This is a genomic window from Yokenella regensburgei, assembly GCF_051486985.1.
GTDB lineage: Bacteria > Pseudomonadota > Gammaproteobacteria > Enterobacterales > Enterobacteriaceae > CBFFRJ01.
In genome coordinates this window covers 101,344-123,697 of sequence record NZ_JAHVDV010000004.1, presented here as the reverse complement: position 1 = coordinate 123,697, position 22,354 = coordinate 101,344, and the positions used below count along the sequence as shown (strand labels likewise).

Below are 22,354 nucleotides of genomic sequence, written 5' to 3'. Positions count from 1 at the left end.
AAATTTTCGCATTCTGTAAGCCACCCCTCGCCTGTATCGCTGACGTTTTGCTTTCGATATCCGTTGAATCAACACGTTACCCGCAAGTTTCCCACTTTATTACCGGGAGCGGTTACGGCTGAGGTTTTACTTCCGGCTCATCATGAGGATCGCCGGTATGGCGGCCCTCTTCTGTTCCCTGCCAGCCGTGGCGCTGAATCAATGATAAATGCGCCCGATCCTCGGTGATGATTTCCGTCAGCATAGCGCTGGTACGTTTAAAGACGGCGGCGCGGGACTGCGGATCGTTTTCCACCTCCGCCATCTCTTCCACCATCCGGGTATTAAACTGGCGGAACAGATCGGCGCGCTCACGGGCTTCATAGCGACCAAGCCCCAGCCCTTCCAGCGCCATGCGCCCCACCTTCAGCGCCGCTTCGAAAGTTTCACGTTCCGGGCTCTCAATGCCCGCCTGGCGCAGGCGGATGTAGTGATCAACATCGCGTGCACGCGCAATAATTCGCAGATGCGGGAAGTGTGTCTGTGCCAGTTCTGTTAACTGCAAACTGGCCTGCGGATCGTCAATCGCATTTACCAGCACTTCTGCCTTGCCGGCTCCGGCAGATTCAAGCAGGTCCGCGCGGGTAGCATCGCCATAGAAAACCTTCATACCAAACTTGCGCAGCGTTTCGATATGGTCAGGATCGTGATCCAGAACGACCATTTTTACCCCGCTGGAAAGTAGTAAACGCCCGGCAATCTGACCAAAACGCCCGAACCCTGCAATAATCACACGCGGTTCATCTTCATCAATCTCATCCGCGTCGTGCGCCTGGGTACTTCCTGCGTTATCCAGGCGGGTGAGCAGAACAAGCAGCAGCGGCGTCGCTGCCATCGAGAGCGCCACGGTCAGGGTCAGCGCCTTGACCCATTCCGGATCCAACACCCCTGCCATCTGTGCCGCTCCAAAGACCACAAAAGCAAACTCACTGCCCTGCCCCAGCAATGCGGCAAACCAGCGTCGCTGTTTCGCAGGGACATTCAGCGGTCGGCCAATAAGCCACAACACCGTAACTTTGATAATGAGGAACCCGGCCAGCAGAATGAGGATACGTAACGGGTGGGTAACCAGGGTGCCGAAATCAATCGACATGCCGACGCCAATGAAAAAGAGCCCCAGCAGTAGCCCTTTGAAAGGTTCAATATCGCTTTCCAGCGCATGGCGATATTCAGAGCTCGCCAGCAGAACCCCTGCCAGAAAGGCCCCCATCGCCATTGAGAGCCCGGCCTCTTCCAGCAGTAAACCAAAGCCAAACACCAGAAACAGCGCCACGGCACTGAATACCTCACGTAACCCGGAGCGGGCGACGAACCGTAGTGCCGGGCGTGCCACATAGCGACCGAGCGCCACCACCAGCGCCAGCGCACCAATAACTTTTAATGCCGAGAGCGCGAAGGCACCTAAGGTGGTCGATGCGCCGCTGCTGGCCAGCAGGGGGATCATCGCGACCAGCGGAATGGCGGCGATATCCTGAAAAAGGAGCACTGCAAAGGCGCTGCGTCCCATTTGCGAGACCGTGAGGTTACGTTCGTTCATTGCCTGCATGGCTATCGCCGTTGAGGAGAGCCCCAGCGTCAGGCCCGTCAGGAGCGCTACCGGCCAGGCGAGCCCCAGCGCCATGCAAAAACCGCCAAGCAGTAACCCGCAGGAGGCCATTTGCAACGCGCCGCCGCCAAATACCGGGACGCGCAGTTTCCACAAACGCCGCGGGTCCAGCTCAAGGCCAATGACAAAAAGCATCAGTACGACACCGATTTCCGCAAAGTGCAGAATCGACGCGGCATCCGTCACCAGGCGCAATCCCCAGGGGCCGATAATACAGCCCGCGATGAGGTAGCCCAGCACCGATCCCAGCCCCAGCCGGACGGCAATCGGCACAATCAATGCCGCCGCGCCAAGATAAATCAGCGCCTGAATTAAGCTGTGGCTATCCATGCGAGGCCTCCTGCCAGTCAATCAGACGCTGCCTGTAATGACGAGCCTCTCCTTCCAGGGTTTCATCATCGCAGATAAAAGTGCAGTGCATCGCAAAGGGCGGCAGCCATTTCATGCCGCAATAGAGCGCGGTCGCCTGTAGAGGCTGAGCCAGAACCTCAAATCCTGGGTGGGAGCCAATGTCAAAATGCGCTTGGCCACCGCCGGTGGTCACGGCCCAGAGCAGACTTTTACCCTTCAATGCCTGCGCCCCGTGACCATATGCCCAGCCGTGGGCGAGGACTTTATCGATCCAGAGTTTGAGTAAAGGGGGCGTGCTATACCATTGCATGGGGTGCTGCCAGACCACCAGATCAGCGCGGTTAAGAGCCGCCTGTTCAGCCGCAATATCGATAGTAAAGTCGGGGTAAAGCTCATATAAAGAGCGAACTTCAATCCCTTCCAGCGTCCCTATATGCTCAAGCATCCGCTTATTCGCATGGGAATGCTGCGGATAAGGATGCGCATAAATAATCAGAATCATTGATTAACCTGCTTTCACTGCACTATTTTTCAGTGAGTGTAGACAGTTAATCGACCGGCAAACAGAGATAATCTGTAGGGAATTGCAGGCATGGTGGGAAGACCCGCCCTCTGCTCAAGATCGTTAACGCATGCCGTGATTATGCTGCCGACAGATTGCGCACTCATCGATATTACCTTCCCATGAGATGAAAAGGCGGCCACAACTTTTACAGGTCAGGTGGCAGAGGGGGATATCTTTATAAGACGTTTTATGAATGTAAGGGGTGATGGATATCGCCTTCGTTGGGCAAACTGCCACGCAAATTTCACATCCTGAACAGGACTGTTCGCGGATAGACAGTGTCTCTTCACCCACGGTAAAAACGGCTGTCGGGCAGGCACGAAAGCAGGCCCCACACAACAAACATGCCTGCCTGTCGATAGCTAAGGCGAACTCACTCTGTTGCGGGAAAGCCTGCCGCGATCTATTAGCATCAGGCGTCGCGGCGTGGCAGCGCACCTCGCCCCCCTTTGTATGGAGCATTTTACGGCGAACGATATCCACTGTACTTTCTTGCGGTGGATAAACGCACCAGGCGGGCTCACCAAGCGCCTGTAAGCGAAGATTTAATATCGCTATTTCCCGCCCCCACGCAGGGTGAGCGTCCAGTTCCATCTCCACACCGCGAATGGCATAGTCGGTATGCCATATCAGTAATTCGTTCGCACTTGCCGGACAGGAAGAAAAAGGAGAGACCAGACGATCGCGACGGTAATATCGTGCAACCGGACTTAGATTCGTTAATGCCCCGGCGCCAACTGGACATGCAAACAGACAGTTGCCGCAACGAATACAGTGATCATTGTTGAGAATGGGGCCGCTACCGGTGAAGGATAATGCCTGCACCGGACAGACATCAACGCACGCCCTGCATGAAGAGCGGCGAAAACGGCGGCGGGAACAGGCCTCCCCTACACCCGGCGGGGCAGGGGACTCTGCAAGAGAAAAACGCAACATTACTGGATGCTAAAGAAAACCAAACGCAATAGCACCTCCGCCACAATCAGGAGCACACCGCCGATAAAAATAGCTTTCCTGCTGGCACGTAATGCGCCAACGACAAACACGAGTGCACCCAGTACTGATAGACACCATGCGGCGAGACGCAGAGTGCTCATTGAAGAAAAGGCCACAAGGGGTTGATGCGGGAAGGTCACCGCATCACTTTGTAGGGCCTGCGCCAGCCACTCCAGATAGGAAGGCTGCCCCAGCAGACGCACCAATATAGCCCCACCAATAAGGGCAATCGCCATTCGCATCAGGTTTCGCGTCAATGGCGCAGGCGTATACCGGCATCCAGCGATGAGAATAGTGGAGGCTACCGCGCCGATAATGGCGACCGAACCAAAAAACATCAACGGTGTATTAATATGCGTCCAGGTCACCACTGAAGCGTGCATATAAATAGCGCTCATGCAGAAGACATCCACTAATCCCAACAAAGCTGCGAGCGGGATAAGCCAACCCCAGAGCCGTTTAAACATAAGTGCAAGAAGTGTGCACAATCCCAACGAAGCGAGGAAAAGCGTGGCGAAAACGATCTCACGACTCAACCATGAACTGGCGATATGGCACAACGCATTCAATGCATTTAGTGGGTAGCCAAGGTGAAACACAGATGCAAGCAAGCCAACCCCGCCCGCCATGCAGGCAACCATCAGGGCAGGTAAAAAATGTCTTGCGAGGCTCGCCTGATAATCGGGACAGGCCGCTGCCTTCAACAAGGCTACAGACAGAAACAGCATAATGCCAACCGCCCCCTGCAACAGCAGGGTAAAAATCAGTAACGGTAACTCATGCATGGTGTGACTCCTCTTTTTCCGCACCCGAATGCGCTTTCACGACCAGGTTAGGATGGGTAATGGAAGAGTCTGGTAATCCTTTTACATCACAGAGGGCCCCATACTTTGCGCGCAATTCTTCAACAGGCCCGAAATCGATAGCGCCAAGCGGGCAAGTTGCCACACAGACTGGCGGCTCACCTTTTGCTAAAAGATCGATACACATATCACACTTGGACATTTGTCCGGTCTGAGTATTAAGCTGTGGTGCGCCGTAGGGGCAAGACCATGCGCAATAACCACATCCCACACACTTATCCGTATCAACACGAACAATCCCATCACCTGCGCGTTTATGCATCGCTCCAGTTGGGCAGTTTTTTGTGCAAACAGGATCGTCGCAGTGATTGCAGGAAATCGACAATGTGTAAGCGAAGACATTGTTTTCTACGCCGCCTTGTCCGGTAGGGACAAACCCGCCGCCATTCACTTCGTAGACCCGCCGAAATCGCCGTCCCACCTCAAGATTATTTTTATCTTTACATGCCACCTGGCATGCCTTACAACCTGAACAGCGAGAAGAATCAATGAAGAAACCCAACTGTTTTTCACTTACCGATGCGTAATCAATGAATTGGCTCATGCTTTACCTACCTCTACCAGCATGGTTTGATGGGAATTCCCTTTCGCCAGCGCAGTAATACGCGCCGAACTGAGCACATTGGCACATCCCCCGTGATCGACACCCTGAGCATCCGGCTTCCACCATGCACCTGCCTGCATTGCCACAACACCTGGGATAATGCGGGGTGTCACTTCCGCCGGAATCTGACTAATGCCTCGGTCATTGTGAATGCGCACCATATCGCCCTGTTGAATACCGCGCGGCTTTGCGTCCTGCGGGTTAATCCATAGCCTTTGCGTTTGCACTTCCTGCAACCACGGATTCGCATATTGGGTGGAATTAGCGCGGTTCTTCCCCTTCCAGGTAATTAACTGCAAAGGGTATTTTTGTGCGAGCGAATCGTCGGGCCCTTCATGAGCGGGTACGTAATGAGACAATGCAGGTATTTCTGCATGGTGCATGTCGTAGAGACGTTTGGAAAAGATCTCAATTTTACCGGAGGGCGTCTGGAAAGGATGATTCTCCGGATCCCGGATGTTGTCTGCGAACGCCACATGAGGCGCGCCTTTGAACAGATGCTGACGCTTCACCAGCAGTTCTGCGAAGGTGGGCAGATGTTCTTCAGGCATGGCCTTTCGCGACTGTTCCCAAATATGCTCGACCCACTGCTTTTCATCACGCCCTTCACTGAATGCCGCTTCCACACCAAGCTTCGCGGCCACTTCACGCTGCCACTCATAATCGCTACGACGTTCAAAATCAGGTTCGATCAATTTTTCGGAAAGAATAAGATAATTGGCGGTCCCCCATGTTTCGCCAATGTTCCAGCGCTCCATGAAGCTTGTTTCCGGTAATAACACGTCGGCATATTTCGCGCTGGGAGACAGATACAGGTCACTGACAACGATAAACTCAATTTTAGTTTCATCTTCCAGAACCTTTACCGCCTGATGGATATCAGGGTTCTGATTCGCCAGGTAATTCCCCGCCAGAGAAAACAAAATACGTATATTGCTCTTCAGCTTGTCGGTACCTTTTAAACCGTCCTCTGGTGTCACTTTGCTGGCGTCCTCAGCTGCCTGAACCCAGTTCATGATAGAGAGCGTTTCTTTCACCGGGTTATCCAGCGTCTCAGTACCCGTGGTAAATTTACGATTTCCGCAGCCGCCGTAACCCGCAGCCCAGCCACCTTTCACACCTACGTTGCCCGTTATCGTTGCCAGCAGGGTAGAACCACGTGCCGTACGCTCACCGCAGTTATGACGTTGGGGACCCCAGCCCTGAATCAGCGCAGCCGGTTTTGTTGTTGCGTAGTCCCGGGCTAATTGGCGGATGGTCTGTGCGGGAACATGGGTAATTTTTTCGGCCCACTCCGGCGTTTTCACTACACCGTCTTTTTTGCCCATGAGATAGGCCATCAACGATTCGTTTTCCGGCACGCCGTCTGGCATTGAATCTTCATCAAACCCTAACGTATATCGATTAATAAAGGTTTTATCATGTAGATTTTCACTGACGATGACATACATCATGGCATCCATTAACGCATTATCAGTAGTAGGCAGCAGCGGGATCCACTCGTCAGCCAGTGAAGAGGCCGTGTCTGAATAACGCGGGTCAACCACTATAAAACGCGTACCGTTCTTTTTCATTTTCTGAAAATAGTGGTTGGTATGACCAAATATTGTTTCTGTAGGATTATGTCCCCAAAGAATGACTAATGGGGTATTTTCAAGTGTATCTAACGAATTACCACTTGCTGCCGCCCCATATGTGTAAGGTGTGGCTGCAACCGTATTACCAAGGCTAACGGAATGGTAATAAGAGAGATAACCGCCTGTAAGATTTAAAAGTCGGCGCATCATTCCATCACCAGAGAACGCACCGCCGCTTGTCGCCGTATTATTATGCACAAAGCGTGATTCAGGACCGTATTTATCCGTAATACGTTTTAGATTATCTGCAATAAGAGTAGTGGCTTCATCCCAGGAAATCCGCTCAAATTTTCCTTCCCCGCGCTTACCAACGCGTTTCATCGGATATTTCAAGCGGTCAGGATGGTAGACAAATTTCCGATAACCCCGGCCTCGCACACATGCACGCATGATTGGCATATCGGGATCCAGGGCCGCATCCGGACGCGTGGCGATGCGCGTTACAACGCCGTCTAAGACATGCGCACGAATATCACATTTTCCGCCGCAATCGAAAGTGCTGCAGGTCGGGATAACCTGCTCTGCCACGCCAGATGTTGATTCTGGTGGCAGGGTTGTCGCTTGCGCATTTTTGGTAGAAATAAATGGAAGCGTCACTAACGCCGCGCTGCCTTTCATAAACCTGCGCCGCGTTATATTGAGAGAAATACTCTCTTTAGGGCTTTTGTTTTCATCCATGATGAGTACCTAAAAAGGAAATAATTTTCCTTTAATACGCCCTTACCGCCAATGACACAAATCAAAACTATAGAAAACACTGTTTAAAAATTCACAGCGACAATTAATAATATTTATTATTTATATTCAGTAAACTTCACCACCAGGACATATATATATCCACGGTGAATATGTGCGAGGCTTTAATTAATTTATATTTTGCCGCGGATGTAAATCTAAAAGCGATAAATCCTTATTACAGGCCTAACCTGTGTACTCACTGAAAATACCGCCTTGATAATCAGGCAAAAGAAGAGAGAAGCAGTGACGGAGGCCACTGCTTCGCGAACTTAGTTATCCAGTTCGCTCATATTCTTAAGCTGATCGCGGTTGATCTGCTCGGTTTTACCGGTTTCAGCATTTTCATAGGACACCAGCCCGGTATCGCTGTCTACTTCTGGTTTACCGTCTGTAACAATGGTCTTGCCATCGGTGGTTTTCACTGCCTGATTGGATGAACAGCCCGCGACGGTAAACAGCGTGGCGGCAGCAAAAATGGACGTTATCAGTAGTTTCGATCGCATGGTGTTCTCCCCTGCTTTCAGTTGGTTTTGATTATTCGCCTTATTATTTTAGGTTAACTTGCTGAAAATTTATGTAAATACAGAAGGTTCTGAGGCCGGGCAGCCGGATAAGCGCCTGCCCGGCCCTCAGAGGTTAGGGTTTAAGCTCAAGAATAGAGCTCATCATGGTGTGATTCAGATTGGTCATCACTTCATAATAGCGGGTCAGCTCTTCGCCGCCTGCTTTAGGGCTGCGCCATTTTTCGCGGTTCTGTTTTTCGAATTCTTTCAGCAGATCTTTTTGTTCATCTGCCGACCCGGCATGAATGAAGTCGGTGTAAATTTTGGTGGCATCATTCAGATTTTGCTGAAGCTCAGGGGAGCTGAAATGGGCGGTGATAACCGGCGGCTGATAACGCGACTCTGTGATGCGCATATTTTGAGTGTAATCAGCAGACGGAGAAAACTCATTGCTATAATAGTGCTTAAAGTCCTCTATACGGAATATCTTGGTTTTGTAGTTATCTTTAGAGGTAGAGGACATCGATTCAGGGAAAGCTTCAGTGGGTTTCAGTTCCCAGCTATTCGCGAATTTATCAATAAACAGCTCGCTGCCCAGATCGTTAAACGGACCGGTGACGGTCTGTCCGTCAATCGTCAGAGTATGCACATCACTGTTTTCACCGGCTGGCTGTACCCCTTGCGCCAGATACTTCTGTACCACATATATATAGCGGGTCCGGGTAGGGTTGATAAGACCACTCTCGCCTGAGCGAGGCCAGGCGTCAAACACGCTGAATTTGACCTTTTCACCACTCTCCAGGGTCAGCGTGTGTTGACCCGCGTCCAGCTTAATATTTTGCGTTTCTTTTGCCGGGATCGTTATTTTTTGATCGTCGATCGAAATCGCTAATGGTTTCCCGGTCGGGTTATCAATAAGAAACTCTTTGCTGTCGCCAAAACAGGCGGTTAACGTCAGACAGGCACCCAAAAGCATTATTCTTTTTAACACGTGTTTCTCCTTAAACGTGAAAGACGAACTCAGTAAACGACACGGTTTTAAGGGTAAAGGATGGCTCTCGCATAGTGAAAAATAAATTAACTATTAAATTTAGGGGGGACGAAAATAAAAAAAGCCAGCTTGCGCTGGCTTTCGGTTAGTCAACCCGGTTTTATTTCACGATCTGCGCATGCATCTCCTGCACCGAAATCACCTTCTCGGTGGCATCCGCATTCAGCGCCATCGCCGTCGCGAAACCGCCGTTCAGGGTGGTGTCGTAATGCACTTTATACTGCAGCGCACTGCGGCGAATCAGCTTGGAGTCTTCAATTGCCTGACGACCCGCAGTGGTGTTGATGATGTAAGTGTACTCGCCATTCTTGATACGATCCTGAATGTGCGGACGACCTTCATGCACCTTGTTCACCAGACGTGGGTTGATGCCCGCTTCGCCCAGCACAATCGCCGTACCGTGCGTCGCATCCAGCTCGAAGCCGTACTTCAGCAGCTTAGCGGCCAGGTCGACCACGCGCTCTTTGTCACCTTCACGCACGGAGAGGAGCGCACGGCCCTGCTTCTTCATGGTGGAGTTGCTGCCCAGCTGTGCCTTCGCGAACGCTTCTGCGAAGGTGCGACCGACACCCATGACTTCGCCGGTAGAGCGCATTTCTGGCCCGAGCAGCGGGTCAACGCCAGGGAATTTGTTAAACGGCAGCACCACTTCTTTGACCGAGTAATAAGGAGGAATAATCTCTTTGGTCACGCCCTGCTGTGCCAGCGTCTGGCCCGCCATCACGCGTGCGGCCACTTTCGCCAGTGGAATACCGGTCGCTTTGGAGACGAAAGGAACGGTACGCGCTGCGCGTGGGTTCACCTCTATCAGGTAGACTTCGTTGTCTTTGACCGCGAACTGAACGTTCATCAGGCCACGCACCTGCAGTTCAAAGGCCAGCTTCTGTACCTGCTCGCGCATGACATCCTGGATCTCTTTACTCAGGGTGTAGGCTGGCAGAGAACAGGCAGAGTCGCCGGAGTGAACGCCCGCCTGCTCAATGTGCTCCATGATGCCGCCAATCAGGACTCTTTCGCCATCGCAGATGGCGTCCACGTCCACTTCTACCGCATCGTCGAGGAAGCGGTCCAGCAGGACAGGCGCATCGTTGGAGACACTGACCGCCGTCTGGAAGTAACGACGCAGGTCAATCTCGTCATAGACAATTTCCATTGCCCGCCCGCCCAGTACATAGGAAGGACGCACCACCAGCGGATAGCCGATTTCTTTTGCCTTCTCAACTGCTTGCTCAATAGCCGTTACCGTGGCGTTCGCCGGCTGCTTCAGCTTCAGACGGTCAACCGCCTGCTGGAAACGCTCACGGTCTTCGGCGCGGTCAATCGCATCCGGGCTGGTGCCGATAACCGGTACGCCAGCCGCTTCCAGCGCGCGCGCCAGCTTCAGCGGCGTCTGGCCACCGTACTGCACGATGACGCCTTTTGGCTTCTCGATGCGCACGATTTCCAGCACGTCTTCCAGCGTGACCGGCTCAAAGTAGAGACGGTCAGAGGTGTCATAGTCGGTCGAGACGGTTTCCGGGTTACAGTTGACCATGATGGTCTCATAACCATCTTCGCGCAGCGCCAGCGAGGCGTGAACGCAGCAGTAGTCAAACTCAATGCCCTGACCGATACGGTTCGGACCGCCGCCCAGCACCATGATTTTATCGCGGTCAACGGACGGGTTCGCTTCGCACTCATCTTCATAGGTGGAGTACATGTAGGCGGTGTCGGTCGCAAATTCCGCCGCACAGGTATCCACGCGCTTGTAGACCGGGTGCAGGCCATACTGGTCACGCAGTTTGCGCACTTCTGCTTCACGCACGCCGGAAAGCGTCGCCAGACGGGCATCGGCGAAGCCTTTGCGTTTCAGATGACGAAGGAAGTCAGCGTCCAGCCCCGTAATGCCCACTTCAGCGACTTTCTCTTCCAGACGCACCAGCTCTTCAATCTGCACCAGGAACCAGCGGTCAATATTGGTCAGGTTGAACACGCCGTCAACGGAGAGGCCGGCGCGGAAAGCATCGGCGATGTACCAGATACGCTCTGCGCCTGCGTCTTTCAGCTCGCGGCGAATTTTAGTCAGCGCTTCCGGGTCATCAAGGCTCACTTTCGGGTCAAAGCCGGTGGCACCCACTTCCAGGCCGCGCAGCGCTTTCTGCAGGGACTCCTGCTGAGTGCGGCCAATCGCCATCACTTCACCAACGGATTTCATCTGGGTGGTCAGGCGGTCGTTAGCGCCGACAAATTTTTCGAAGTTAAAACGAGGGATCTTAGTGACCACGTAGTCGATGGACGGCTCGAAGGACGCAGGTGTGCGGCCACCGGTGATGTCGTTCATCAGCTCGTCGAGGGTGTAGCCCACCGCCAGTTTGGCCGCGACTTTCGCAATCGGGAAGCCGGTAGCTTTAGAGGCCAGCGCTGAAGAGCGGGACACGCGCGGGTTCATCTCAATAACAATCAGACGACCATTTTTCGGGTTCACCGAGAACTGCACGTTAGAGCCGCCGGTTTCCACGCCGATTTCACGCAGTACCGCCATCGAGGCGTTACGCATGATTTGATACTCTTTATCAGTCAGCGTCTGAGCGGGCGCCACGGTGATAGAGTCACCGGTATGAATGCCCATCGCATCAAAGTTTTCAATGGAGCAGACGATGATGCAGTTGTCGTTTTTATCACGCACCACTTCCATCTCGTACTCTTTCCAGCCAATCAGCGACTCGTCAATCAGCAGCTCTTTGGTTGGGGAGAGATCCAGGCCGCGTTCGCAAATTTCTTCAAACTCTTCGCGGTTGTAAGCGATGCCGCCGCCGGTGCCGCCCATAGTGAATGAGGGACGGATGATGCACGGATAGCCCACGTCAGCCGCCACCGCCAGCGCTTCTTCCATATTGTGCGCGATACCAGAACGGGCGGTATCAAGGCCGATTTTCTTCATCGCCACGTCGAAACGACGACGGTCTTCTGCTTTATCAATCGCGTCGGCGGTGGCACCAATCATGGTCACGCCGAACTCAGCCAGCACCCCCTGACGCTCCAGCTCCAGCGCGCAGTTCAGCGCCGTCTGGCCGCCCATGGTGGGCAGAACCGCATCCGGGCGCTCTTTTTCAATAATTTTGCGTACCACTTCCCAGTGGATAGGCTCGATATAGGTCGCATCCGCCATTTCCGGGTCGGTCATGATGGTAGCGGGGTTGGAGTTGACCAGAATGACGCGGTAGCCCTCTTCACGCAGGGCTTTACACGCCTGAGCGCCAGAGTAGTCAAATTCACACGCCTGACCGATGACGATCGGGCCCGCACCCAGAATCAGGATACTTTTTATGTCTGTACGTTTTGGCATGGCTCTCTTAACTCCTGATTATTTCGCGGACTGACGGTACTGCTCAATTAACTCGATAAAATGGTCAAACAGCGGCGCGGCATCATGCGGCCCCGGGCTCGCCTCCGGGTGTCCCTGGAAGCTGAACGCCGGTTTATCGGTGCGATGGATCCCCTGCAGGGTGCCATCAAAGAGTGATTTGTGGGTCACTCGCAGGTTGGCAGGCATGGAGGCTTCATCCACAGCAAAACCGTGGTTCTGTGCGGTAATCATCACCGTGTTGTTGTCAATATCCTTCACCGGATGGTTGCCGCCGTGGTGGCCGAACTTCATCTTCACGGTGTTTGCGCCGCTTGCCAGAGCCAGAAGCTGATGACCAAGGCAGATGCCAAAGACGGGAATCTCAGTTTCCAGGAAGGATTTAATCGCATTGATAGCGTAATCGCACGGTGCCGGGTCGCCAGGGCCGTTGGAAAGGAAGATGCCGTCCGGATTCATTTTCAGCACGTCTTCTGCCGGGGTTTTGGCCGGCACCACGGTCAGGCGGCAGCCGCGATCAACCAGCATACGCAGAATGTTACGTTTTGCGCCGTAATCGTAGGCCACCACATGGAACGGCAACTCACTCTCTTTTTTCGCTTCCGGCAGCTCGCCTGCAAGCGTCCAGCTTCCCTGCGTCCAGCTGTAGGTTTCAGCGGTAGTGACTTCTTTCGCCAGATCCATCCCGTTCAGACCCGGGAACGCTTTGGCTTTTTCCAGCGCCAGCGCAGCATCCAGATTATCTCCCGCGATAATGCAGCCGTTTTGTGCCCCTTTCTCACGCAACAAACGCGTCAGCTTACGGGTATCAATATCGGCGATGGCCACAATGTTATGGCGTTTCAGATAAGAAGAGAGGTCTTCGGTGTTGCGGTAGTTGCTGGCAATCAGCGGCAGGTCGCGAATAATCAGACCTTGCGCATGTACCTGAGAGGACTCTTCATCAGCGGCGTTAGTGCCGACGTTACCGATATGGGGATAAGTTAGAGTGACGATTTGGCGGGAATAGGAAGGATCAGTGAGGATTTCTTGATAACCGGTCATTGAAGTATTGAAAACGACTTCCCCAACCGCCGAACCTGTTGCCCCTATGGCCCGACCGTAAAACTGGGTTCCGTCTTCCAGAACCAATAGCGCTGACTTAATCAAAACACCCTCCAGAGAATATTCACTCACTTTATTTGCATATTAATTCAAATATAGCCCTTGAATCAATGCAAATCTGCGTAGCCGCGAATTTTTTGCAAACGGCGGCATTCTGGAGACATGAAGGGTAAAAGTCAACTTATCGCGCATATTTTTCATGTCTTTTTGCGCCCCAGGAAAGAATAGCATGAAATAAGGATAGAAAAGATCAGCTTTATGCGTCTACGTAAACGCTTGCGCAGCGGTGAAAACGGTAGGGTTGTCGTCAGGGGCTTAAAAACCAGACCAGATGGTCAAAATTAACATTTTTGAGACAAAAATAGTGCTAATAAAGCCACAAAACAGGGGACTGGATTAAATTAATCCTTGTGAAGCATAAAATAAAAGGGCAATAAAATATTGCCCTATGCAATCAATAAGTTAAGACTGCAATAACCACATCACGATGGGTAATAAAACTTACAAATCGTTAAGACTGAGCACATCACGCATATCAAAAAGGCCTTTATCCTTGTTTTTTAGCCACAAAGCGGAGCGAATGGCACCGTTTGCGAATGTCATACGGCTTGAGGCTTTATGGCTAATCTCTATGCGTTCACCGATATCTGCGAACATCGCGGTATGTTCGCCGATGATGTCACCCGCGCGCACGGTCGCAAAACCGATGGTGCCAGGTACGCGCTCGCCGGTATATCCTTCGCGGCTGTATACGGCGCATTCTTTTAGATCTTTATCGAGGGCGTGGGCAATCGCCTCACCCATAGCCAGCGCGGTGCCCGACGGGGCATCCACTTTGTGGCGATGGTGGGCCTCCACAATTTCAATATCCGTATACTCACCCATCACTTTTGCTGCTTTCTCAAGCAACTTCAGCATGACGTTCACCCCCACGCTGAAGTTGGCGGCAAAGACGATACCAATCTCTTTCGCGGCGTCACTAATGGCCTGCCTGCCCGCATCATCAAAGCCGGTGGTGCCAATCACCATCCCTTTTTGATGCTTGCGGCAAAAATCCAGGTGCGCCAGCGTGCCTTCAGGCCGGGTAAAATCGACGAAGACGTCAAAATCATCCTTTACCGTCTCAGGACAACTGCTGACGGTGACGCCCGTTTTGCCCACACCCGCCAGCTCTCCCGCGTCGCTACCCAGCAGGGAAGAGCCTTCACGCTCCAGCGCTGCGCCCAGGGCAACGCCCTCCATTTGCAGGGTGGCCTGAATTAACTGACGGCCCATACGCCCGCCGGCACCCGCGATAGCAACGCGGATTAGTGCATCATGCATAGTTGTACTCTTTTGTTAATAAAATGCTGAAATCGCTTCCAGATTAACCAGCCCACGGCGTGGCTGCCAACTGAAAACGACGATAATAAGAATTAAATGATAAACAGCATGAAGTATCAGTAAAAGGCATGAGTGCGCATGTTGCGATTTGCAAAGCAAAACTGGCTGGACGTGCTGTCCCCGAAAGCAGAAAGGCGATGAGATGCTTTCGGGCACGGCATTACCCTTGAATATCACTGCCTGAGTCAGTCAACGCTATAGCTCACTATCAGTTGTCCTTTTTTGAGCTTTATGGTGGTGAGCGTAATGAGACCAATTTCACCGGTCGCTGGCATATGGGTTCCCCCGCAGCCATAAGCCGGCAGTTCACCAAAACGGACCTGTCGTTTGCCATCGACGAACGCAACGTTCAGCGGAAGATTTTCTGCAACCCATCCCGTGATAAGCGCCTCCAGGGCAGCCCCATCTGGCAATGCGCTGGCACCGGTAAAGGTAATACGCCCTTCCCCCGGCCAGTGATGCGCTTTTACGGGCTGCAATTGATGCATTTCACCTGCATAACCAATCAAATGCCCGGCTGAGTGCCAGCGCGAATGCAGGCGTCGTAGTTCGCGGTCGACCCGGACAGACACCCGTCCGGGTTCAATGGGCGCAGAGGTACGGTGCCATACGCTGTCACCCTCATTAAATACGCCCAACACCGCAACTTCATTAATCCAGCCCTTGTCAGCAGGCTGTCCACCGCCCTGAGGGTGAAACAGGGTTGCGTCCAGTTCTACATTAAAACCGCCATCCTCGGCGCTAACACAGCGCAGGACATTCGCCTCTCCGTCGGTCTCATCACAGGTGTAGTAATCTCGTTGGGTCATTCATTTTCTCCTCTCAATGACATCAGTATATTATCTTCGGTAATGAAGATAATCGGTCCTTCCCTCAACGCACTTTTGCCTGGCAGACACAAATGAACATTACCTTACTTCCCGATCTCGCCACCTTTGTTCAGATTGTCGAACAGGGTAGCTTCTCTGCAGCCGCACGGGTGACGGGTGCCACCCCCTCCGCGATGAGCCGCTGCGTGTCACGCCTTGAAGAAGCGTTGGGGAGTAAATTGCTGCACCGCACCACCCGAAAACTGCGACTAAGCGACGCCGGACATGCCGTCTTCGCACATGCACAGACCATGCTGGATGCGGCAAAACTGGCGATGGATGTGGGTAGTAGCGTGCAGGACATCGCCCAGGGTACGCTCACCATCAGTGTGCCGAAAGCCGTGGGTCGTTTTGTTATTCATCCACTGATGCGTGACTTTCTGGCAACATACCCGCAGGTCAACGTGCGCCTGCGCCTGGAAGACAGGTATATGGATCTGATTGATGAGAGCATCGATCTTGCGCTGCGGATAACCAACTCCCCTTCACCAGGCCTGTATGGCAAAGCCTTAATGCCCATCCGCCATCTCATTTGCGCCACACCCGCCTATTTGCAACAGCACGGGAGGCCTGAAAAGCCAGAAGATTTGCGCAGTCACAGCTGTATCAGTCTGGGGGAAACCCCTGCCGATTCACGCTGGAAATTTTGCAAAAACGGCAAGACCGTCACCCTGCAAACGCAGGGACGCTATGCGGCCAACCACACGGGCGTACGACTGGATGCAGTACTGAATCATGTGGGTATTGGTAGCCTGCCGCTGTTTACCGCCAGAGAAAAACTGGCGAGCGGAGAGATTGTGCAGGTTCTGCCGGAGTGGGAGTTTATCAGTGCCTATTCAGGTGAACTCTGGCTGCTGTGGTCGTCAGGCAGGCATATGCCCGCACGCATGCGGGCCATGATTGATTATCTGGGTGAGAAAATGGCGATTACGGCGCGAGACGAATGACGCTGGCAACCCACTCCCGGAACGCCTCAACATCGATACCCAGCGCCACCTGCGCGTTGGCGGGTTTTCCGAGTTTACCTTCAATATCCACAACCGTGGTCCCCGCTGTCCATGTGCCCTGCGTCTCAACCGCCACAAAGCAGGGTTTAAGCGTGAACAGAGAAGGACGCGCCAGCCAGGCGATGGCGCAAAGATCATGCATGCGCAGACCCGTCGCCATACTGCCGCTGCGGTAGTGGCTGAACACGGCATGGAGCATCTTTCCCGTCTCATTCAACGCAGGCAAGGAGGCCAGATATTCAGGCGTCAGGGTGGCATGATTTGTCACGTCCAGACCGCACATCACAATCTCAATTCCGCTATTGAACACCCGGGCGGCGGCTTCCGGATCAATGGCGATATTGAATTCCGCATTGGGGGTGAAGTTGCCGCGCCCGGCGGAGCCTCCCATCATGACAAGGCGGCAGATGTTGAACTGACACTCAGGATAGTGCGTCAGCAGCAGCGCAATATTGGTCAAGGGGCCAATCGCAACCAGCGTGACAGGTTCAGGCGATGCCATCAGCTGATCACGAATAGCTTCGAATGCCGGTTTCGCCAGCGGCTGGCGCTGATGCTCCACGAAAGCGTACCCTTCCATTCCCGATTCGCCATGAACAGTCGCAGCGTCGCGAAGCGGGCGCAGTAACGGGGTGGCCGCCCCCTGCGCGACGGGCACGCTGGCATTCCAGAAATGCAGCAGTTGTAGCGCATTGCGCGTCGTTTTTTCCAGCGAGACATTACCTGCGACCGTGGTTATCAGCCTCAGATCAAGCTCAGGGGCAAAAAGCGCGGCGGCGATGGCCGCCGCATCGTCAATTCCCGGATCGGTGTCGAGAATAATGGGCAGACGCATAACTCCTCCATAAAAAATGCCAGACCGTAGTCTGGCATCATCTCATACTGGCAACGCAAAAAGGTTATTCGACTTCGCGTACATCCACCCGCAGCTCTTTTGGCACTTCGAAAACAATGTTCTCTTCACGCCCTTCCAGCGGTATAGCGTCGCCGCCACCCAACTCCTGTAAACGGGTAATCACGTTTTGCACCAGGATATCCGGAGCAGATGCCCCTGCGGTGACGCCCACGCAGTTGATGTTCTTTACCCAGACTTCCTGAATATCTGAAGCATCATCAATCAGATAAGCCGATTTGCCCATACGCTGGGCCAGCTCCGCGAGGCGATTTGAGTTAGACGAGTTTTTCGACCCGACCACCAGCACCACCTCAGCCTGCTCCGCCAGCGCACGAACCGCTTCCTGACGGTTGGTCGTGGCATAACAGATATCGTCTTTGCGGGGCCCCACAATTTTGGGAAAACGCTCACGCAGTGCATCTATCACTTCTGACGTATCGTCTACCGAGAGTGTGGTCTGGGTCATGAACGAGAGCTTGCCAACATCTTTGATGTTCAGCGTGGCGACGTCGTCGGGTGACTCCACCAGATACATACCGCCTTTCTCGTTGCTGTACTGGCCCATCGTCCCTTCCACTTCCGGGTGACCAGCGTGACCAATCAGGATGGCTTCTTCGCCACGGCGGCTGGCACGTGCGACTTCCATATGCACCTTCGTTACCAGCGGGCAGGTAGCATCGAAGACCGTCAGGTCGCGACTTTTTGCTTCATTGCGCACCGCCTGGGATACGCCATGCGCAGAGAAAATGAGAATTGCGCCGTCAGGCACTTCGCTGATTTGCTCAATAAAAATCGCCCCGCGTTCGCGCAGGCTGTCTACCACGTAGCGGTTATGAACCACTTCGTGACGAACGTAAATGGGCGCACCGTAAATTTCCAGTGCGTTTTCAACAATGCTGATAGCACGGTCAACCCCGGCGCAAAAACCGCGTGGGTTAGCCAACAGAATCTGCATTCAACCCCTCCAGTACTGGCTCAATCTCCAGTACATCAACATCAAAATGAACGGTCTGGCCTGCCAGCGGATGATTAAAGTCCACGGTGATAGAGTCGCCGTTGACTTCACGGATCACGCCCGGCATTTCGCTGCCATCCATAGAGGTAAAGAGCATAATCGCACCGATTTCAGGCTCCCCTGCATCCATAAAATCACGGCGCGAGAAGTACTGAATCAGATCGGGAACCGGTGTACCAAACGCCGCATCAGGCTCCAGAGAGAAGGCTTTTTTATCTCCCTCTTTCAGCCCCAGCAGGTGCTGTTCCAGTCCTTCAGAGAGCGAACCGTCTCCCAGGCGAAACAGAGCAGGTTTACCATTATTGCGGGTCGACTCAGCGGTGGAGCCATCTTCGAGCTTGAGCGTGAAGTGAACCAGCACCGCGCTATTACTCTGTATGGATTTTGACATGCAGGTTTGCTCACTTGTTGGGCCTGATGGCGATGCGCTTATCAGGCAAGAAAACCTGATAAGCGCCACCCGGCAATGTTATGCGGCTTTTTTCTCGGCGGAAGGCAAGAAGCCTTCCAGCACAATCAACGCGGCGCCAATACAAATGGCCGTATCCGCAAGATTAAAGGTAGCAAAATGCCAGTCGCCCATATAAAAATCGATCATATCGACGACAAAACCATGCCACAGGCGATCGAACAAATTGCCAAGCGCCCCACCAATGATCAGCGCATAGGCGATATTGTTCAGCTTCTGCGATGCCTTAGCGCGGTACATCAGCACCGTCAGCACCACACAGATACCGATCGCGATACCAGCAAAGAACCAACGCTGCCAGCCACCGCTATCGGCAAGAAAACTGAACGCCGCGCCATAGTTACGTGCGTAATGCAGATTAAGTGACGGGAACAGCGACACCGTATCCCCCAGAGCGAAGTTCTGGAGGATCAGGTACTTGCTGCCAAGATCAATAATCAGCACGGCCACAACCAGCCATAGCCAGCGCAGCCCTGTTGAACAGACAGATTTACTCATCAGGCAAACTTACGTTTTTCGCCGTCACCGGCAACGTTGCTGACACAGCGTCCGCAAATTTCTGCGTGTTCCGCCACCTTACCGACGTCCTGAGTGTAGTGCCAGCAGCGCGGGCACTTGTCTCCTTCGGCTTTGCTCAATGCTACTTTCAGCCCTTTGAGCAGTTCGCTCTGCTGGGCATCAGCACAAGCCTGAGCATAATCTTCAACTTGTGCACCGGAGGTCAACAGGACAAATCGTAATTCATCGCCCAGCGCCGTCAGTTTGGCAGCCAGTTCAGGCTCAGCAAACAGCGTGACTGCCGCTTCCAGAGAGCCACCGACCTTCTTGTCTGCGCGCGCCTGCTCGATAACCTTATTGACTTCACCACGCACTTTCAGCAGCTCGTCCCAGTAGGTGTCGTTCATCGCCTCGGTTGCGGCGAGGCCAAACAGCCCCTCGTACCACTCACCGGTGAAGACATACTGCTCGCGCTCACCTGGCAGATAGCCCCAGATTTCATCGGCGGTGAAGGACATGATTGGCGCCATCCAGCGCACCAGTGCTTCGGCAATATGGAACAGTGCGGTCTGGCAGCTGCGACGCGCCACGCTGTCAGCTTTCGCGGTGTACTGGCGGTCTTTGATGATGTCGAGGTAGAACGAGCCCATTTCGATGGAGCAGAAACGCATCAGGCGCTGCACCACTTCGTGGAAATCGTAAGACTCGTAGGCTTTGACGATGTCTTCCTGTGCCGCTTTCGCACAGCCCACCGCCCAACGATCCAGCACCACCATCTCTTCCGGACTCACCATGTCTTTCGCCGGATCAAAACCATTGAGGTTTGCCAGCAGGAAGCGCGCGGTGTTACGGATACGGCGATAGCTGTCGGCAGCGCGTTTGAGGATCTCGTCAGAGACCGCCATTTCGCCCGTGTAATCGGTAGATGCGACCCACAGACGCAGGATGTCCGCGCCCAGTTTGTTCATAACATCCTGCGGCGACACGGTGTTGCCGATGGATTTAGACATCTTACGACCCTGGCCATCAACGGTGAAACCGTGAGTCAGTACCTGGCGATAAGGTGCTTTGCCCTTCATGGCAGTGGAGATCATCAGAGAGGACATGAACCAGCCACGGTGCTGGTCAGAACCTTCGAGATACATATCCGCTGCGTGGCCAGCAAATTCAGGACGAACGTCAACAACAGAGGAGTGGGTGGAACCGGAGTCAAACCAGACGTCCAGGGTATCCGGCACTTTCTCGTAGTGGTCTGCATCAGCGCCCAGGATGTCGCGGGAATCGAGATCCCACCAGGCCTGAATGCCGTCCACTTCGACGCGCTTCGCCACTTCTTCCATCAGTTCCAGCGTGTTCGGATGCAGTTCCTGCGTCTCTTTATGCACGAACAGAGACATCGGCACGCCCCAGGTACGCTGACGGGAGATACACCAGTCCGGACGGTTAGCCACCATGGATTCAATACGCGCCTGACCCCAGTCCGGGATCCACTGCACGCCTTTGATTTCGGAAAGCGACTGCGCGCGCAGACCTTTCTGATCCATGCTCACGAACCACTGCGGGGTCGCACGGAAAATGATCGGCGACTTATGACGCCAGCAGCATGGGTAGCTGTGCTGCATTTTTTCAACGTGCAGCAGCGAACCGTTGTCGCGCAGCAGGTTGACGATGATGTCGTTGGCTTTAAAGACGTTTACGCCATCAAGAACCGGGAAAGTCCCCGGCAGATACGCGCCATCCGGGCCAACCGGGTTGGCAATTTCCAGACCGTATTTCTGACTGATCGTGTAGTCGTCCGGGCCGTGGCCACCTGCGGTGTGTACCGCACCGGTACCGGCTTCCAGGGTGACGTGATCGCCAAGGATCGCTGGAACATCAAAGTCCAGGAACGGATGTTTGAAGCGCATCAGCTCAAGCTCAGCGCCCTTCACGGTACCCAGTACGCTGTATTCACTGATGTTGACGCGTTTAAGCACGCTTTCTACCAGGTCTTTCGCCAGGATAACCGCTTTACCGTCAATCTGCACCAGCGCGTAGTCAAACTCCGGGGAGAGAGCGATAGCGCGGTTAGCCGGCAGCGTCCACGGGGTGGTGGTCCAGATAACCAGTGAGACAGGACCGCTTACCGCTGGCAGGCCGAATTTGCCCTTGATGGCATCCTGGTCGACAGCTTCAAACGCGACGTCAATAGACGGGGACGTTTTGTCGTAATACTCGACTTCCGCTTCTGCCAGCGCAGAACGACAGTCTACGCACCAGTGCACCGGCTTCGCGCCCTTATGCAGGTGACCGTTACCGATGATTTTACCCAGCGCCCGGATGATGTTGGCTTCGGTTCTGAAGTCCATCGTCAGGTACGGACGTGACCAGTCACCCAGCACGCCAAGGCGGATAAAGTCCTTGCGCTGGCCGTCAACCTGAGTGGCAGCATATTCGCGGCATTTTGCGCGGAACTCAGCGGCGGTAAATTTCTCGCCCGGCTTGCCAAATTCCTGCTCTACTTTCAGCTCGATAGGTAAACCATGGCAGTCCCAGCCTGGTACGTAAGGCGAGTCATATCCTGCGAGTCCTTTGGACTTCACAATAATGTCTTTAAGAATCTTGTTTACTGAGTGACCAATATGAATGCTGCCATTCGCATAGGGAGGGCCATCATGCAGAATGAAGGTTTTTTTGCCTTTTTTGGCTGCACGAATGATGCCGTACAGGTCATCATCGGTCCAACGCGCCAGCATTCCCGGTTCGCGTTTGGCGAGATCGCCACGCATCGGGAACCCTGTTTCCGGCAAATTCAGGGTAGATTTATAGTCACTCATCA

General features: G+C 53.6%; 18 protein-coding genes. 1 reads left to right on the top strand and 17 read right to left on the bottom strand.

What is annotated here, in order from left to right; all coding sequences use genetic code 11:
- Positions 1-112: 112 nt before the first annotated feature.
- The 12 genes from kefC to KXR87_RS04870 form a co-directional block, all read right to left on the bottom strand.
- Positions 113-1,975 (bottom strand): glutathione-regulated potassium-efflux system protein KefC, encoded by a 1,863-nt coding sequence (gene kefC, locus KXR87_RS04925; protein WP_437431138.1) that lies wholly within the window; start codon positions 1,973-1,975, stop codon positions 113-115.
- Entirely contained in the window at positions 1,968-2,498 is a 531-nt protein-coding gene (gene kefF / locus KXR87_RS04920) for a glutathione-regulated potassium-efflux system oxidoreductase KefF (RefSeq protein WP_437431137.1), read from the bottom strand. The genes kefC and kefF overlap by 8 nt, the downstream gene beginning before the upstream one ends.
- A 123-nt stretch (positions 2,499-2,621) precedes the next feature.
- On the bottom strand, positions 2,622-3,497 hold the full coding sequence (locus KXR87_RS04915) for a 4Fe-4S binding protein (RefSeq protein WP_437431136.1): 876 nt from the start codon (positions 3,495-3,497) through the stop codon (positions 2,622-2,624).
- Complete coding sequence (locus KXR87_RS04910) at positions 3,497-4,342, bottom strand: dimethyl sulfoxide reductase anchor subunit family protein (protein WP_437431135.1); 846 nt, start codon at positions 4,340-4,342, stop codon at positions 3,497-3,499. Before KXR87_RS04910 ends, KXR87_RS04915 begins: the two co-directional genes overlap by 1 nt.
- Positions 4,335-4,964 (bottom strand): DMSO/selenate family reductase complex B subunit, encoded by a 630-nt coding sequence (locus KXR87_RS04905; protein ID WP_437431134.1) that lies wholly within the window; start codon positions 4,962-4,964, stop codon positions 4,335-4,337. Before KXR87_RS04905 ends, KXR87_RS04910 begins: the two co-directional genes overlap by 8 nt.
- Positions 4,961-7,279, bottom strand: coding sequence for a DMSO/selenate family reductase complex A subunit (locus tag KXR87_RS04900; RefSeq protein ID WP_437431133.1), 2,319 nt, complete (start codon positions 7,277-7,279; stop codon positions 4,961-4,963). The genes KXR87_RS04905 and KXR87_RS04900 overlap by 4 nt, the downstream gene beginning before the upstream one ends.
- Before the next feature lie 389 nt (positions 7,280-7,668).
- Positions 7,669-7,902 (bottom strand): YgdI/YgdR family lipoprotein, encoded by a 234-nt coding sequence (locus KXR87_RS04895; protein WP_437431132.1) that lies wholly within the window; start codon positions 7,900-7,902, stop codon positions 7,669-7,671.
- Between the two features lie 133 nt (positions 7,903-8,035).
- Complete coding sequence (locus KXR87_RS04890; protein ID WP_437431131.1) at positions 8,036-8,893, bottom strand: hypothetical protein; 858 nt, start codon at positions 8,891-8,893, stop codon at positions 8,036-8,038.
- 160 nt (positions 8,894-9,053) lie between these two features.
- Entirely contained in the window at positions 9,054-12,278 is a 3,225-nt protein-coding gene (gene carB / locus KXR87_RS04885; protein WP_437431130.1) for a carbamoyl-phosphate synthase large subunit, read from the bottom strand.
- An 18-nt stretch (positions 12,279-12,296) separates the two neighbouring features.
- Positions 12,297-13,445: a glutamine-hydrolyzing carbamoyl-phosphate synthase small subunit gene (carA, locus tag KXR87_RS04880; RefSeq protein WP_437431129.1), complete on the bottom strand. Its 1,149-nt coding sequence runs from the start codon at positions 13,443-13,445 to the stop codon at positions 12,297-12,299.
- 456 nt (positions 13,446-13,901) lie between these two features.
- Positions 13,902-14,723: a 4-hydroxy-tetrahydrodipicolinate reductase gene (gene dapB, locus KXR87_RS04875; protein ID WP_437431128.1), complete on the bottom strand. Its 822-nt coding sequence runs from the start codon at positions 14,721-14,723 to the stop codon at positions 13,902-13,904.
- A gap of 245 nt (positions 14,724-14,968) precedes the next feature.
- The gene (locus tag KXR87_RS04870; RefSeq protein WP_437431127.1) at positions 14,969-15,592 is read right to left on the bottom strand and encodes an alanyl-tRNA editing protein; all 624 of its coding nucleotides are present in this window, start codon (positions 15,590-15,592) and stop codon (positions 14,969-14,971) included.
- A 92-nt stretch (positions 15,593-15,684) separates the two neighbouring features.
- On the opposite strand from KXR87_RS04870, the gene KXR87_RS04865 reads away from it, so the two are divergent.
- On the top strand, positions 15,685-16,599 hold the full coding sequence (locus KXR87_RS04865; RefSeq protein ID WP_437431126.1) for a LysR family transcriptional regulator: 915 nt from the start codon (positions 15,685-15,687) through the stop codon (positions 16,597-16,599).
- Here the strand turns inward: KXR87_RS04865 and rihC are convergent.
- The 5 genes from rihC to ileS all read right to left on the bottom strand — a co-directional run bounded on the left by rihC (position 16,580) and on the right by ileS (position 22,352).
- Positions 16,580-17,494 carry a ribonucleoside hydrolase RihC gene (gene rihC / locus KXR87_RS04860; RefSeq protein ID WP_437431125.1) on the bottom strand — a complete coding sequence of 305 codons (915 nt, stop codon included), beginning with the start codon at positions 17,492-17,494 and terminating at the stop codon, positions 16,580-16,582. The two genes, KXR87_RS04865 and rihC, sit on opposite strands and share 20 nt — an antisense overlap.
- 64 nt (positions 17,495-17,558) lie before the next feature.
- A complete protein-coding gene (gene ispH, locus KXR87_RS04855) occupies positions 17,559-18,509 on the bottom strand; it encodes a 4-hydroxy-3-methylbut-2-enyl diphosphate reductase (protein ID WP_437431124.1) in 951 nt (316 codons plus the stop codon).
- Entirely contained in the window at positions 18,490-18,960 is a 471-nt protein-coding gene (fkpB, locus tag KXR87_RS04850; protein WP_437431123.1) for an FKBP-type peptidyl-prolyl cis-trans isomerase, read from the bottom strand. The genes ispH and fkpB overlap by 20 nt, the downstream gene beginning before the upstream one ends.
- A 78-nt stretch (positions 18,961-19,038) precedes the next feature.
- Positions 19,039-19,536: a signal peptidase II gene (gene lspA, locus KXR87_RS04845; protein WP_437431122.1), complete on the bottom strand. Its 498-nt coding sequence runs from the start codon at positions 19,534-19,536 to the stop codon at positions 19,039-19,041.
- Positions 19,536-22,352 (bottom strand): isoleucine--tRNA ligase, encoded by a 2,817-nt coding sequence (gene ileS, locus KXR87_RS04840; RefSeq protein ID WP_437431121.1) that lies wholly within the window; start codon positions 22,350-22,352, stop codon positions 19,536-19,538. The genes lspA and ileS overlap by 1 nt, the downstream gene beginning before the upstream one ends.
- Positions 22,353-22,354 lie beyond the last annotated feature (2 nt).